This is a genomic window from Bacillus sp. N5-665, assembly GCF_022637375.2.
GTDB classification, from domain to species: Bacteria; Bacillota; Bacilli; order Bacillales; family Bacillaceae_G; genus Bacillus_A; species Bacillus_A wiedmannii.
The window spans coordinates 1930682-1946717 of the sequence record NZ_CP093325.1; the positions used below are offsets into that span (position 1 = coordinate 1930682).

Below are 16036 nucleotides of genomic sequence, written 5' to 3' on the forward strand. Positions count from 1 at the left end.
GGAAGGTGTATAATCACTTTCCGACTTCTTTTTGATACGTAATCCAAGTAGCACAAGGATTGAAAGGAAAAGATTTTAATATCTCCATTGCATATATACTCGTTGAATCGAATTCACCTTGAATGAAAGAATAACCATGTTTACTTGCATACATAGCTTGTTTGAAAACGAGAAGTTTCAGTAAGGATAAATTTTCTGTAGTGTGAGTCCCACACCATCCTAGTTCTACCGTATTATCTTTTTCTGATGTATGGAGGAAAGAGTACGCAATAATTTTATTCTCTTCATCTATCATTACAAAGCTCCCATCTAGTAACACATCATCAGTTAACATCTGTTCTTTCCAAGTTTCGAGCGGGTATGAGGCAACGGGATTTGCTAAGTGAGTATCCTCATAATTCGTTTTTACTAAGTGAGCTAGCTTTTCAAAGAAGCTATTATTAGACAAGATGTTTGATAAGGTTTGTACATCATAATTTGAATGAAGCATTGTATCGATAGCTATGATTTTTCGTACGTCTAATATCGGCATATATGTTCTTCGGATTTCCGTAAAATTATGTTCTTCATAATAGGCTTTTAAATGAGCCGATGTTTCCCATATAGAGGTTTTTAATGGTAATTTGAAGTTTTCTCGTTTTAGAATCTCGGTTAATAAAATTTGTTCTATGTGTAGCACTGAATAGAAAGGGTTCGTATATATTCGAAAGTATGTGCAGTATGGATGGAAGTTATTATTCCAGGTGAGAAAGATGCCTACTACATCTTTTTTATAGTAGGCAACATATGCACATTTTGTTTTATTATCTCGTAATAAGTTAAATAGATAAGAGTCCTCATTGTATAAATCAATAAGTTGTTTTACTTTTAGCTCATTACTTCTACTATATTTCTCTATAACAAGATTATTTTTATCGGATGACTTTTTCATAGCTCAATCCAAAATCTTCTTACTACATTTCCATCTTCCTCGATGAAATCATCATCACGAAGCCCGCCGTTATGTAAAATTGTTTTTTCTGATCCTGTATTCACTTCGTCACAAACGACAAGTACTTTCTCGATGTTTAATTCCTTCGTTTTTTCTAGCGATAACTCTAATAACTTCGTAGCATAACCTTTTTTTCTTTCGGAAGGGCGAATGCCATAACCGATATGACCGCCAGCGTTAAATAAATGTTCGGTTAAACTATGACGTATATTAACAGCTCCTACAATTTTATTTTCATCTGTAACGAGCCAATACGTAGAGTCTGGTACCCAAGATTCAGGGAGGTTTATTCCGTTATGTGCATCGTGAAGTTCTTGAATCATTGCCGTGAAATTAGAGGGATCTTTTGAGATAACCCACGGAATCATCGTTTCACCGCTATCTTTCCATTCGTTATAAAAATCTAAGTATTCTTCTTGTAAATCGATAGTAGGTGTAAGTAAAGAGACGCTCATTGTTAGTAAGCTCCTTTATTTATGTAGTATGTATAAAAAAATACGGCGCAAAATGTAAGCGTTTTCTAAACTTTCTCAACCTCATTTTATGCAATCCATATCCCGTTTTTAAATGGAAAGTAAAGTTTATGGTTTTTCGTATAAAAAGTGGGCTGAATTCTATTTATGTTAATATTGAAAATATTAACATAAATCACCTAGGATATTAAGTATATTTTAATGAAATGTTATTATATCGATAAATGGATGTGTGTGATAATTTTTGTTTTATCTATCTATAATGAATGAAAGGGGGAAGGGCTCGTGAGTGTAAATTTTGATTTGATTATACGAATCGGTGTTGCGGGTTTGTTAGGAGCAATAATCGGTATTGAAAGGGAAATTCGATCAAAAGAAGCGGGATTAAAAACACATTTCCTAGTAGCGGTAGGAAGTGCATTAATAATGGTCGTTTCGAAATATGCTTTTTCAGATATTATGAATGAAGAACATATGGCTCTTGATCCGAGCCGTATTGCAGCGCAAGTTGTTAGTGGAGTAGGTTTTTTAGGTGCAGGTACAATTATTATTCAAAAACAGGCAGTGAAAGGATTAACGACAGCGGCTGGTTTATGGGCTACAGCAGGAATTGGATTAGCAATAGGGGCTGACATGTATGTAGTAGGCATTGGAGCGACGATTCTCGTTTTAATTGGTTTAGAGATTGTGAGTCGTATTTTTAAGGTGCAATTTTTATTTCCGCAAAATATAACAGTGCAAATGTGTATAAATAAACATGAGGCGGTACAGCAAATATTAGAAATGCTTCAAGTGAAAGGCATTCCAATACTGTCATATGAAGTGGAAGCTTTACAGCGAGGTACGGAAATAGTTTATAAGGTAGGGATGCAGCTAAAAAATATATCGTCAGAAGAAAAGAATGAATTTATTCAGCATATGCAAACATTACCGGAAGTTACGTTTATAAAGTTAAAATCATAGCGTTGAAAACGAGGATAGATATAGCAGGAATTTCGCTATTATCTATCTTTTTTTGATATAAAATTCACATAAAGTCAAGTGTTAATTTTGCGCGGTATGGATACATGTGTGAACGTTCCCTTATTTTTTCTCAATACAGAATAAAAAGTAAGAATAGTAAAATAATGGTGCGGGACACTAAAAAATGTAAGGTAGGGGAGAGCATGAAAGGCTATTCAAAAAAAGTGTTAGTAGGGGTAAGTTTTGCTAGTTTAATGTTAGGAAGTTTTCAAGGGAGCACATTGGCAGAAAGTACAAAGGGAGAGCAAGTTTCTTATCGGAATGTGCTCAAAATGGAGCCAGTTGGTGTACAACTACCAGTGCAAGAATTAGCTCATTCATCAAAAGTGCTTGAAAGCAAGTCTTTTGAGAAAAGGCTACAATTTGCTGATTTGTCGCAAAGACCACCTGAAGTGAAAAAGGAAAGTAAGCAATTAGCTGCAGCGAAAACTTATACAATTGCTGAATTAAATCAATTAAGCAATCAGCAGTTAGTAGATTTACTTGTAACAATCAATTGGGAGCAAATTACGGGTCTATTTCAGTTTAATAAGGATAGTCTTGCATTCTATCAAAATGATAGTAGGATGCAGGCAATTATTGATAAATTGAAGCAGCAAGGACAAGCTTATACGAAAGATGATTCCAAAGGGATTGAGACTTTAGTAGAGGTATTACGTTCAGGGTTTTATTTAGGATTTTATCATACAGAATTAAGTAAACTAAATGAGCGGAGCTATCATGATAAATGCTTACCTGCATTAAAAACGATTGCGAATAACCCGAATTTTAAACTTGGTACGTTAGAACAAAATAGAGTTGTATCATCATACGGAAAATTAATAGGAAATGCTTCGAGTGATGTGGAAACGATAACATCAGCTGCAAAGATTTTCAAACAATATAACGATAATTTTTCTACATTGGTAGACAATCTATCAGCTGGAAATGCGATTTACGATATTATGCAAGGTGTTGATTACGACATTCAATCGTATTTGTACGATACGAGAAAAGCACCGAAAGATACAGTATGGTACCAAAAAATTGATAGCTATATTAATGAATTAAGTCGTTTTGCTTTAATTGGAACGGTGACAGAGAAGAATGGTTGGTTAATTAATAATGGTATTTATTATACAGGTAGAGTTGGTACGTTCCATAGTACAGGAACGAAAGGATTGCAAGTTGTAACAGACGCGATGAAAATGTATCCGTATTTAGGAGAGCAATATTTCGTAGCGGCTGAGCAAATCGCGACGAATTATGGCGGGAAAGATGCAAATGGAAATGTTGTTAATTTAGATCAAATACGAGAAGATGGGAAGAAAAAGTATTTGCCGAAAACGTATACGTTTGATGATGGTGCAATTGTTTTAAAAGCTGGAGATAAAGTGACAGAAGAAAAGGTAAAACGTCTATATTGGGCGGCAAAAGAAGTGAAGGCACAATTCCATCGTACGGTTGAAAGTGATCAACCTTTAGAAAAAGGAAATCCTGATGATGTATTAACGATGGTTATTTATAATAGTCCAGCTGAGTATCAATTTAACCGTCAATTGTACGGGTATGAAACGAATAACGGAGGTCTTTATATAGAAGGAACAGGTACGTTCTTTACTTATGAACGTACGCCAGAAGAAAGTATTTATAGTTTAGAAGAATTGTTCCGACACGAGTTCACGCATTACTTGCAAGGTAGATATGAAGTACCAGGGCTTTGGGGACAAGGTAAGATGTATGAGAACGAGAGATTATCCTGGTTTGAAGAAGGGAATGCGGAGTTTTTTGCAGGGGCAACGAGAACAGATAATGTTGTACCGAGAAAGAGTATTATAGGAGGGATATCTTCAAATCCAGCAGAACGTTATACGGCAGAGCGAACGTTAAATGCAAAGTATGGAACGTGGGATTTCTATAATTATTCCTTCGCTTTACAATCGTATATGTACAATAAGAGATATGATATGTTTGACAAAGTTCATGATCTTATTAGAAAAAATGATGTAACAGCATATGATGCATACCGCTCTGCATTAAGTAAAGATACGAATTTAAATAAAGAGTATCAAGACTATATGCAAATGTTAGTCGATAACCGAGAGAAATATAATGTTCCATTAGTATCAGATGATTATTTAGCAACTCACGCACCAAAACCAGTTTCAGATATTGCGGCAGAAATTACAGCAGAAGCAAAATTAAGTAATGTGTCAGTTAAGAAAAATAAATCACAGTTCTTTAATACATTTACACTGCAAGGAACGTATACAGGTACTACTGCAAAAGGGGAATATGAAGACTGGAAAACAATTACACAAAACGTAAATGATACGTTAAAACGTTTAAGTGCAAAAGAATGGACAGGTTATAAAACAGTAACAGCTTATTTTGTGAATTATCGTGTGAATGCATCAGGACAATTTGAATATGATGTTGTATTCCATGGTATGAATACAGAAGAAGGTGCTGTGAATAAAGCACCAGTTGCGGTTATAAATGGTCCATATAACGGAAATGTAAATGAAGCAATTTCGTTTAAAAGCGATGGATCAAGAGATGAAGATGGGAAAATTGTTGCTTATAAATGGGAGTTTGGTGATGGTACTGTAAGTAATGAACAAAATCCGACCCATGTATACACAAAAGAAGGAACATATACGGCAAAATTAACAGTAACAGATGACAAAGGATTAACGAATACGGTTACAACGAATGTAACGGTTCAAAAGAAAGAAGATAACAGTGTCGAAAAAGAGCCAAATAACTCATTCCAGACAGCGAATAAACTGCAATTAAATCAAGTTTTACGTGCTAGTTTAGGAAATGGTGATACGAGTGATTACTTTGAAATAAATGTGGAAACTGCGAAAAACCTACAAATTAATGTAACGAAGGAAAATAATATCGGAGTAAACTGGGTTCTTTATTCAGAAGCGGATTTAAATAATTATGTTACGTATGCCCAGCAAGACGGGAATAAGTTAGTAGGAAGTTACTACACATATCCAGGAAAATATTATTTACATGTGTATCAGTATGGCGGAGGAACAGGGGGTTATACGGTAGAAGTGAAATAGCAAAAGAGAAATTGTCTTTCAATGAATGGAAATCAATTTAAGTCTATATCAAGTAATACAGGTTACAATATCAGTTATGAAGATATTGTATCTTTACGAATGTTAAAAATTTAATATTTAAAATAAAAAATAACTATAGGTAATGTATCTAATGATATTAAGAAATCAAGTATTAAGAGACCTTATCTTGAAGTTAAGTAGACCTAATCAGTAAATGAGATACAATCGATGAATTATGATTTCATAGAGATGTGAGCAAAATAATAAAATTTAAGTATGTTTGATTTAATTAAAGGACTAGAGTTTATCCGTAAAAACAGATATACTCTGGTCCTTATTACGTTTAACTTATTACGTCATATTAGCAGGGGATACTAATGGAAAATCGTGTACCTTGACCTAATTTACTCTCTATTTCTATATCACCGTTTAATTCTTTAATAATACTATAGGCAATCATAGTACCAAGCCCAGTTCCTTTTTCTGTTGTTGAATAGAATGGTAAAGCAATCCGCTTTATTTGTTGAGAGGACATTCCAACCCCTGAATCAATAATATCGATTATAATATTACCTTTAATTTTCTGTATATTTATTTGTAATACTCCACCATTTATCATGGCCTCAATTCCGTTTTGTATGATGTTGTTTAGACAGATCCTGAATTTTTCGGGGTCTCCATTTATATAAAAGGAATTTGTACTATTTTGTATTATTTCAACTTTGTATGATAGAGCGAGTGGTGAAATAGTGTCTTTCACTTGATTTAAAATATGATTAATATCTATTTTCTCTTTTAGGGTGTTCTGTGGTTTTGTTAAAGATAAATAGTTATTAATAGTAGATTGTATATGTTGCATTTCAATTAACATGATTTCTAAGTACTGATCCTGAGGTAGCTTAGAGGCATGTTTTTCATTTAACAATTGAGTGAATCCGTGTACTGTGGTTAGTGGATTGTGGATTTCGTGTGCAATGGACGCGGCTAGTTCGCTAGCTATATAAAATTTTTCAGCCCGTTGCAGCTTTTCTTTCATTTTATATTTCTCGATCATTCCCTCAATTAAATACACTGATAATAATACTGTAAATATATTAATGATTATATAATTTAATAAAAATTCTATGAGAGTAGAGTCAATTTTACCACCTGTATTTATTTGAGTTACAATACCGCAGATAGAAAGTGAAGTTGTACATACTAAAATAAGAAGCAAGCTTAATAATATCTTTTTTTCTTTAACATACATTGGTAATAAGTAACGAAAGAGCATTGTTATAACAGAAATAATAGTAAAGATAATAAATGATGGAAGAACTCCATTTCCGCCTAAGAAAAATCGATAAGAAAGATATAAAATTCCTATAAAAACAATGTTTTTTGTATTTCCATATAGAAAAACTAATATGATAGGAATAAAACGTAAATCATAAATAAATCCAGCATGTAGATGAAAAGGAAAAGTCATGCAAAAAATAATAGCAATGGAGGAAAGGATAGAAATCAATATATTATTACATGTTATTTTTTCTTTAAATTCTAGCCAAAATACGTGGTAGCTAAGGATACAAATTATTATTATAAAGGTATTTAATAAAAGAGTAGATATTCCCATAGTTTTGCATCTCCGATAGTTTGTATATTGGGTTATGTATGAGTTAAACTTAGATGTTTAGTATCAGTAGACTTTTTATCTAAAAAAGGAAGGGCACTTGAAAAGTACTATTATATTAATCGTATTAGAATTGATAAGGAAGTTAGGAAAAATAATAGATAAAAAACCTACTTAGATATTTATACATATGAAACTAGTAATTGACTTTTGTATAGGTAAAACTGGGATTGAGTTACTAATAAAATAATGGGTTTTTAAGTATGGATATTCTGTGAAAAAATATATCTTGTGAATCATATTTTGTAGCCTACGTTATATTAACATGGAATATATCAAATTATAAAGTGGAAATTTCAAAATTTTTCATTAGTATATTTTATCTAAAATGGAAATGCTATTTATTTGAGTGCTTTGGTACTTAGTTGTATGAATTTTTGTTAAAAAGGACTTTGAAATTTGCATGTTCTTTTTTAGTATCATAATACTGTAGCTTTATCAATGTGAGTTTTTCAATAACTATTAAGGTATAAAGTTAAAATATATAGGTTTAAAGATATGAATTATTACATAAAAACGCACTTGAAAAAAAAGGTATGATGGTAATAGATTACAAACATCAAGGGGGAACTTAAAATGAAGTTAAATAAACTAGTGCTTAGTTGTGGAGTAATTTCAGCATTAACACTTGGTGTGTTAGGAAATAATACTTATGCTGAAGAAATACACAAAACGAATGATACAATTCATATAGTCGAACATGTTCCTGTAGACTTATTATTAACTCAAACAATGGATTATAGTGGAGAGGCTGTAACTTCTTTTGTATATAATGGGAGTGAAAATTTAAGCTTCTTTATGAAAAATAATGGCCAAAATACAATGGGATATAGTGTGAAAGGTCCAAATATGGAGCTAATTGTTGGTGGTTATATAAAACCTGGAGAACAAAAAATTAATGTTACAAATGTACGGAATGCTTTATCTCCATTACCAATTGGAACGTATAAAATTTACGTTTCAAATGATGATGGTTCTAAGGGACAATTCCAAGTTGCAGTAAAATCTATAAATTAAATTTAAAAAGCCTTGTTTATAAGTTAATTTAGTTTTTACTTACTAGAAAGTAACTATATTAAATCGAGAATTACACATGAAAATAAAAACGAGCACCTTATGTAATTACGAGAAGGTGCTCGCTTTTTACTATTAAACAGAAGGGAATTGTTTTCAACAATTTATAAATACATTTTGATATTTTTATAGCTAATTTACTAGTTTGTGTAAAAAAAGAGGATGTCGGTTGTGAGTAATCTTAAAATAAAAATAACTCAGTATTCAGCTGAATTACATAGGAAGCTAGAAAAATCCCCTTATATAAGTGGTTTTTTCTAGTTTTAGGCTATACATTTAAAATTAGGCTAAGTTAAAGTAATAAGCATTTTATTTGTTTTGATTATTTGGTTCTGGATAATGATTGTAGTACGAAATTCTAATAAATTCTTGGTATACATTTGTTAATTTAGCAGCTCTAAGGACATCATTGAATTTTTGCATACGGACACTACCTTGAGCATAGCCTCCACCAGGAACATAAGGATTTCTAGCTTCAAAGTCATCCATAAAGGCTTTTAATTTTTTATAGTCCTGAGATTGATAAAAAGCAGCTGCTTCTTCGGGAGTGACATCAAAGTAAGAAGATGATGTTGAGTTATAAGAAGCTGCTTGAGCAGTAGGTGTTTCTAGCATAGTTGCAGCCCCACCCAACATAGTAAGCGCCATAGAAGATACAATAATTTTTTTAAACATAATAAAACCTCCACGTAGAGTATTTGGATTAATAGCATTACTGTAATAAGTATAGTTACAACGAAAATAGTTATCAAATGCAATGATGCATAATTTATTATTTGAACGAGAAGTCTCCCTTATCTCTACATGAAGGAGCGTAATAGGGGATTAATAGATTAAAAGAGGTTTACATATCATTGGGGTTAACAAGATAATGAAATAAAAAGGATATTTTAATTGAGGAAAGTTAAAAAGCCCTGTAATTAAAGAAAAGGGTCTTTTAAAAAGGAATGACAGCTACCATCTGGAGGTACCATTATAGGGGATTTAGCTACGTTTATTGGTGTTGAGAAATACATAATATATGCTGTATAAGATGAAATGAAGAAACATTTCATCTTAATTTTACAATGTGAGAAAGAAAAATCAGAATTTAAATTTGTACTTAAACTAGGGAGAAAAGTATTACTTTTTATGTAACAAAGAATGTTAAGTCTCATTTAAAATCATATAATAGACTATAAAATAATCCTTTTAAAACAAAATATAGTTTGGCTAAAAATTAGAGGGCATCAATTCATTGGAACAGTAAAAGCTGTTTATTGGATTGGTGTCTTTTTTTGTTTAAGAACGAGAATACATTTTCTCAACAGGACAAATGGTAAATATCTATAAGTACTACTTATAAGGATAATTGGAAAATAGAAATTAATAATAAAGGGGAATGCGAAATGACAACATTAATATCTAATAGAGATCTAGCTAAAATCCGAGAGGAAGATGTATATGTATTAAAGGTAATGGCACATCCCGTTCGATTAAAAATTGTAAATGAATTAATGCACCATAAACTGTGTAATGTTACACAGTTGACAGAAATATTAGGAATCCCACAATCCACTGTTTCACAGCATCTATCAAAATTAAGGGGAACTGTGCTCCGTGTACAAAGACGAGGATTAGAGATGCATTATTATATTGATAATGTTAAGGCTCGCCAGATTGTAGGAATTCTAGGTTTGTAGCTTCATAATTCTTAAAAAGAGCACTTTTCAAAAGTGCCCTTTTTAAGAGGGACATTAGGAATTGAAAGAGGCATCAATGATAATTTAGAAGGAGTGTGCTTAAATCAATCTGTTCTTAAAATAAAAGATAATTATTTACATTATTTAATAATTACTTGATATATTATTAATTTGGTTACCTTACAAAAATGTAAGGTTGTTTTAATTGACACTCATATATATAAGTAACTATACTAGTTACACAATGTTGGTGAATAAATGTAATAGTCTCAATCTATAAGTGTATGTCGAAGGATTCTTTTCGGAATGATAATTCTATACTAGATTCTTTATCTTATAATATAGTGATGACGCCAACTTAATCTATACTTTATTCGAATTCATATTATTTAAAGATTAACTATAGTACACATAATTTACCAACTTGTAATAATTTTTTAGAGGTGCTAAATTTTGAAGAACAAATTAATTGCTACAGGAATTCTTGCTGGAAGTTTACTATCTTATTCTACTAGTATTTTTGCAGATACTCACAAATTCCCAGATGTTCCTGCATGGGCTGACAAATCCGTTAATTATTTAGTTGATAAACAAGTATTGAGTGGTTATCCAGATGGAACTTTTGGTTCAAGTGATACACTAGATAGAGCTTCTGCAGCAACCATTATGACAAGGGCTCTTGGTATACACATTGATTTAAATGCAAAACCATCTTTTAAAGATTCACAAAACCACTGGGGAACCCCTTATATCGCCGCAGCTGAAAAGGCAGGAATAATTAAAGGTGAAGGAAATGGAATATTTAATCCTTCTGGAAAAGTTACTCGTGCTGCTATGGCTACTATGCTAGTGAATGCATATAAACTACAAAATAAAAACACTAGCAATGGACAAAGTAAATTTGAAGATTTAAAGGGACATTGGGGTGAAAAGTTCGCAAATACTTTAATTGATTTAAAAATTTCAGTTGGTACAGATAATGGTTGGCAACCAAATAGGTTCATAACACGCGCTGAAGCTGCACAACTAACCGCAAAAACAGATATGCTTCAATATAGTCAAAGTAATCCTTTAGAAAATAAGACAATAATTATTGATCCCGGACATGGTGGCGCAGATCCTGGAAAAGACACAAAGGGATTACCTGAAAGTAAGATTGTACTTGACACTTCTTTACGTCTACAACAATTGCTTGAAAAACATACACCATTTACAGTTTTACTAACTCGTGAATCTGATAATAGACCTGGACATGATCAAAAAAGCTCTTTACAGGAACGTGTTAAATTTGCTAAACAAAATCAGGGGGATATCTTTATAAGTGTTCATGCAAATGCTTATAATGGTAATGCAAAAGGGACAGAAACATACTACTATAAATCTTCTAAATCTGAAAAAACAAATCCTCATGTGGAAGAAAGTCGTGTTTTAGCTGAAAAAATTCAAACTCGATTAGTAGACGCTCTTCAAACACGTGATAGAGGCGTTAAACATGGAGATCTTCATGTTATAAGAGAAAATGAAATGCCAGCTGTGTTAACGGAACTTGCTTTTATAGATAATGGTATCGATTATAGTAAGTTATCTACAGAAAACGGAAGGCAGGTCGCAGCAGAAGCCATTTATGAGGGGATTTTAGATTATTATGAATGGAAAGGGAATAATGTATCTGAATATAGGTTGCAATAAGTAAATGAAAATATAGTAATTCTCGAAATAAAGAATTCTATAATTTTTTTACACTTTTTTAAACAACAATTTTAAATACATATTTAAAATTGTTGTTTAAATCGTTATTATGTGTTTTAATAATATTGATAATAGTTATCAGTAAAAAAGAGATGGAAATTAGAAAAACAAGTGTTGATAGTTATTGTCATAAAGATTAATAAATTTCTACATTGTAAAGTTATGAACCTATCTCTAGTATTGAGAGCTAAAAATAATATGTTTATACCTTTTAAATGTTTAAGAAGGAGTGGATGTCTGTATGAAAAAAGCAAAGGGAATAGTTAAAAGTGTTGCGGTAGCGTCCGTTATTATGTCTGGATCACTTGGTGTACAAGCAACATCTGCATTTGCAGATTCTAAAGGAACTGTAGAAAATCTTCAAAATGGTGGAAAAGTCTATAATAGTTTTAAAACTACTTATGACATGAAGCAGAATATCAAAAATTCAATAAAGGTTTCTTTTATTGAGGATCCTTATGCAGATAAAAAAATCGCAATTGTTACAACAGATGGTAGTAATATAGATGCTAAATATACAATTAATGGCGGATACTATAACGCAGGTTTAAAATGGCCATCAGCGTATCATACTGAAGCAGAAATAACAAGTGTTGATAGCGCTCAATTTCATAAAGCTGCCCCAGTTAATACAATGACTTCAGCAAAGGTTACTTCTGAAGTAGGGTATACACTTGGTGGAAGTGTTAAAGTTGGGGTAAATGATAAAGGGCCAAATGCCGATGCAAGTATTACAGGTAGCTTCGCTTGGAAAGAAAGTGTATCTTATGATCAAGTAGACTATAAAACGGTATTAGAGACTCACACAGATAAAAAATTAAATTGGAAAGTAGGATTCCAATCGTTTAATTTTCCAGAGTGGGGAATTTATAATCGTGATACATTTAATACTTTCTATGGTAATCAACTATTTATGAAATCACGTAGTTATAATGAAGGAACGAATAATTTTGTTTCAAAAGATACAGTACCAGCTTTAACAGGATACGGTTTTTCTCCTAATGTAGTAGCAGTTATTACTGCTGATAAAACAGAATCTACATCCGATTTAAAAATAACAAATCGTAGAATTTCAGATCAGTACAATATCGAATGGGTAAGTTCAAAATGGTGGGGAACAAATAATAAAGATACATATAATGAGTTCTTTACAAACAACTATAAATTAGACTGGAAAAACCATCAAGTTACTCTTGATAACCATAAAGCCCTTGAAGAACAAATGAGTAGTATCAACAATGTGAATAACCAACTTAACAAAGGAAAAGGGAAATTATCTTTTTCAATGAATGGAAACCAACTCAAAGCGACATCTAGCAATGCTGGTTATGGTATCAGTTACGAAGATAGAAATTGGGGTATCTTTGTAAATGGTGAAAAGGTCTACACGTTTAATGAAAAAACAACTGTAGGTAATATCTCAAATGACATTAACAAATTAAACATCAAAGGACCTTATATTGAGATTAAACAAATCTAATCAGTAAATGAGGTACAATTGATGGAGAATTATTTCATCAAGATATGAGTATAAAGGTTTTTGAAAATTTGTATAATGTAATGAAAGGATCCAAGTTTATCTGTAAAAATAGATAAACTCGGGTCCTTATTATTTTTTTGTTCATTTTTATACTCAATTAGAAAAGAGCATGAAGTATTTGAAAGCTATTTATGCTACACAGGGGGATATTGTTTTTAAGTATGGTGTTTATTTTTATTTCATTTTTAAAAGAATTCTTTGTATGGTGACATAGGGTAGGAGAGATTCAGGAGATGTTTCTTTTTGAGGTGTACGTTGTGTGGCGAATTGTTTAAAGTAATCAAGACTTCATCGGTTGTTAAGTTACTACTTTAAATATATAATTAAATTTCATTAAAAAGATACTCTATTCAAAGTCCTTATTGGATTTTTGAAGTGAAATATATATTATTTGAGGTGTGTGAAATGGGGAAATCTCGAGAGCAGACGATGGAAAATATTTTGAAGGCTGCTAAGAAAAAATTTGGAGAGCGTGGTTACGAAGGTACAAGCATACAAGAAATTGCAAAAGAAGCGAAAGTAAATGTTGCTATGGCTTCATACTATTTTAATGGGAAAGAAAACCTGTATTATGAAGTGTTTAAGAAATATGGCCTTGCTAATGAGTTACCTAATTTTCTTGAGAAGAATCAATTTAATCCTATCAATGCTCTTAAAGAATATTTAACAGTCTTTGCTACACATATAAAAGAAAATCCTGAAATTGGAGCATTGGCATATGAGGAGATTATTAAGGAAAGTGCAAGATTAGAAAAGATTAAACCATATTTCATAGGTAATTTTGAACAGTTAAAAGAAATATTACAGGAGGGCGAAAAACAAGGAGTTTTTCATTTCTTCTCTATAAATCATACGATACATTGGATCACTTCAATTGTTTTATTTCCAAAGTTCAAAAAGTTCATTGATTCTTTAGGACCAAATGAAACGAATGATACGAATCATGAATGGATGCCAGAAGACTTAGTGAACAGGATTATTTCTGCTTTAACAGATAAGCCTAATATATAAATTACGCATTGTTTATGAATCCTAATTTTCCTATTAAAAAGCCTAATTTCTCAATGTATTGTAGAGAAATTAGGCTTTTTTCGACACTTCATTCAAATACTTTATAGATTAATGGCTTGATTTATTAATTATTCGAGTGAAGTTACATAGATATAGTTTTCGTTGCGATGGTTTGTTGAAACGCCTTATCATGCTCAACAATAATCATTGTGGGATTAAATTGTTGAATCAGCTCTTCGATCTGCATACGTGAATAAATATCTATAAAGTTTAATGGTTCATCCCATATATACATATGGGCTTTTTTACATAAACTTTTAGCGATAAGCAGTTTTTTCTTTTGTCCACCAGAATAATGAGATATATCTTTCTCAAATTGAATTCGGTCAAAATCCATCTTTCGTAGGATGGATTTAAATAACGTCTCATCAATCTTGTGCTCTTCAATAAAGTCTGATAGCGATCCCTTCAAATGAGAAGTATCTTGTTGGACATAGGAAATGGTGAGTCCTGTACCTAAAGTAACTAAACCTGAATGCTGTATCGGATGCCCTAGAATTAGTTTTAAGATACTGCTTTTCCCGCTCCCATTCTTGCCATCAAGCACAATTCGGTCACCTTGTTCAACTACGAAGTTAATTGGCTCATTCACGACTTGGTCATCGTACTTAACAGACACGTCAGCCAAAGTAACTAATTCATTTGACTTAAACTTCAATGCTTCTAATTTTAATGACTCAGTTTTCTCCACATTTTTTAGTAATTTTGACTTTTCTTCAATAGCTTTTTGTTGCCTTGATTCTAGGTTTTTTGCTCTTTTCATCATCTTGGCTGCTTTATGTCCTACAAATCCCTTATCCAACTTAGAACCTGAATTCCTTGTTCCATTTTTTGAAGCTTCTACATCATGAGACCAACTTGCTGAACGCTTGAAAGATTGTTTTAATCTTCCTATGTCTTTTTGTAGACGCTCATTTGTAGCCTCTTCGTGCTCTTGCTGTCTTTCAAAATTTAATTTCCAAGAAGAATAGTTCCCACTTTGAACTTCAATATTCGCTCTATTTATAGATAAGATATGGTCAACGCATCCATCTAAAAAGATTCTGTCGTGTGAAATTAAAACAAAGCCTTTTTTCTTCCTTAGATAATCAGAGACTACTTTTCGTGCATCAGTGTCTAGGTGATTTGTTGGTTCATCAATTAATAGAAATTGACCTTCATTTAAAAACAGTGCAGCGAGCAACACCTTTGTTTGTTCTCCATTTGATAAAGTTTTAAACGGTCTGTACATGACCTCGGCATCAACATTTAAATAGGATATTTCACGTAGAAATTCCCAATCTTCTGCTTGGGGGCAAATTTTTTCAAGAATTTCATGAGTAAATTTGTTCTTATCTGCAACAGGGTAGGGGAAGTAATTGAATTCTACCGAAGCAAGGATCTTTCCACTATACTCATAATTCCCTAATAATAAATTAAAGAATGTCGTTTTACCTCGTCCGTTTCTACCGATAAATCCTAGTTTCCAATCCGTATCTATTTGAAAGTTTACATCTTCAAAAATATTATCAAAGCTACCTGGGTATGAAAAAGTTAAGTTTTGAACTTTTATCATTGACATAATAATTCCTCCTTTATATATCGAAACGTTTCATATAAAGTCGGAACATCCATCCATTTTTTTAATTCCTCTATATAAGTTTGATGGATATTAACGACTTATATAGAGCATTACATGTGTAACAATAGTGTCTGAATTATC

The 16036-nt window shown here is 31.9% G+C and carries 12 protein-coding genes; 7 read left to right on the plus strand and 5 right to left on the minus strand.

Annotation, left to right across the window (positions count from 1 at the left end; translation table 11 throughout):
• Positions 1–13: 13 nt before the first annotated feature.
• Both MNO09_RS12445 and MNO09_RS12450 read right to left on the minus strand, forming a co-directional pair.
• Entirely contained in the window at positions 14–931 is a 918-nt protein-coding gene (locus MNO09_RS12445) for a hypothetical protein (RefSeq protein WP_000749721.1), read from the minus strand.
• On the minus strand, positions 928–1446 hold the full coding sequence (locus MNO09_RS12450) for a GNAT family N-acetyltransferase (protein ID WP_241950166.1): 519 nt from the start codon (positions 1444–1446) through the stop codon (positions 928–930). Before MNO09_RS12450 ends, MNO09_RS12445 begins: the two co-directional genes overlap by 4 nt.
• 303 nt (positions 1447–1749) lie before the next feature.
• Here MNO09_RS12450 and MNO09_RS12455 point away from each other — a divergent pair, with 303 nt between their 5' ends.
• A complete protein-coding gene (locus MNO09_RS12455) occupies positions 1750–2427 on the plus strand; it encodes an MgtC/SapB family protein (RefSeq protein ID WP_000115592.1) in 678 nt (225 codons plus the stop codon).
• Between the two features lie 203 nt (positions 2428–2630).
• Entirely contained in the window at positions 2631–5546 is a 2916-nt protein-coding gene (gene colA / locus MNO09_RS12460; RefSeq protein WP_000679576.1) for a collagenase ColA, read from the plus strand.
• A gap of 361 nt (positions 5547–5907) precedes the next feature.
• On the opposite strand, the gene MNO09_RS12465 is transcribed toward colA, so the two are convergent.
• Entirely contained in the window at positions 5908–7161 is a 1254-nt protein-coding gene (locus MNO09_RS12465) for an ATP-binding protein (RefSeq protein ID WP_000513013.1), read from the minus strand.
• 633 nt (positions 7162–7794) lie between these two features.
• Here MNO09_RS12465 and MNO09_RS12470 point away from each other — a divergent pair.
• Positions 7795–8235, plus strand: coding sequence for a hypothetical protein (locus tag MNO09_RS12470; RefSeq protein ID WP_000773513.1), 441 nt, complete (start codon positions 7795–7797; stop codon positions 8233–8235).
• A gap of 366 nt (positions 8236–8601) precedes the next feature.
• Here the strand turns inward: MNO09_RS12470 and MNO09_RS12475 are convergent, their stop codons facing one another.
• Positions 8602–8967 (minus strand): hypothetical protein, encoded by a 366-nt coding sequence (locus tag MNO09_RS12475; RefSeq protein ID WP_088107051.1) that lies wholly within the window; start codon positions 8965–8967, stop codon positions 8602–8604.
• A 713-nt stretch (positions 8968–9680) separates the two neighbouring features.
• Between MNO09_RS12475 and MNO09_RS12480 the strand changes: the two genes are divergently transcribed.
• The 4 genes from MNO09_RS12480 (at position 9681) to hlyIIR (ending at position 14274) form a co-directional block, all read left to right on the plus strand.
• Entirely contained in the window at positions 9681–9974 is a 294-nt protein-coding gene (locus MNO09_RS12480) for an ArsR/SmtB family transcription factor (RefSeq protein WP_000209273.1), read from the plus strand.
• Positions 9975–10427: 453 nt separating this feature from the next.
• Complete coding sequence (locus MNO09_RS12485; RefSeq protein ID WP_000791595.1) at positions 10428–11663, plus strand: N-acetylmuramoyl-L-alanine amidase; 1236 nt, start codon at positions 10428–10430, stop codon at positions 11661–11663.
• A 301-nt stretch (positions 11664–11964) separates the two neighbouring features.
• On the plus strand, positions 11965–13203 hold the full coding sequence (gene hlyII / locus MNO09_RS12490; RefSeq protein WP_000709379.1) for a hemolysin II HlyII: 1239 nt from the start codon (positions 11965–11967) through the stop codon (positions 13201–13203).
• A 465-nt stretch (positions 13204–13668) separates the two neighbouring features.
• Positions 13669–14274 carry a hemolysin II regulator HlyIIR gene (gene hlyIIR / locus MNO09_RS12495; protein WP_000520488.1) on the plus strand — a complete coding sequence of 202 codons (606 nt, stop codon included), beginning with the start codon at positions 13669–13671 and terminating at the stop codon, positions 14272–14274.
• 142 nt (positions 14275–14416) lie between these two features.
• Here the strand turns inward: hlyIIR and MNO09_RS12500 are convergent, their stop codons facing one another.
• Complete coding sequence (locus tag MNO09_RS12500) at positions 14417–15895, minus strand: Lsa family ABC-F type ribosomal protection protein (RefSeq protein ID WP_000061806.1); 1479 nt, start codon at positions 15893–15895, stop codon at positions 14417–14419.
• Positions 15896–16036: the final 141 nt, after the last annotated feature.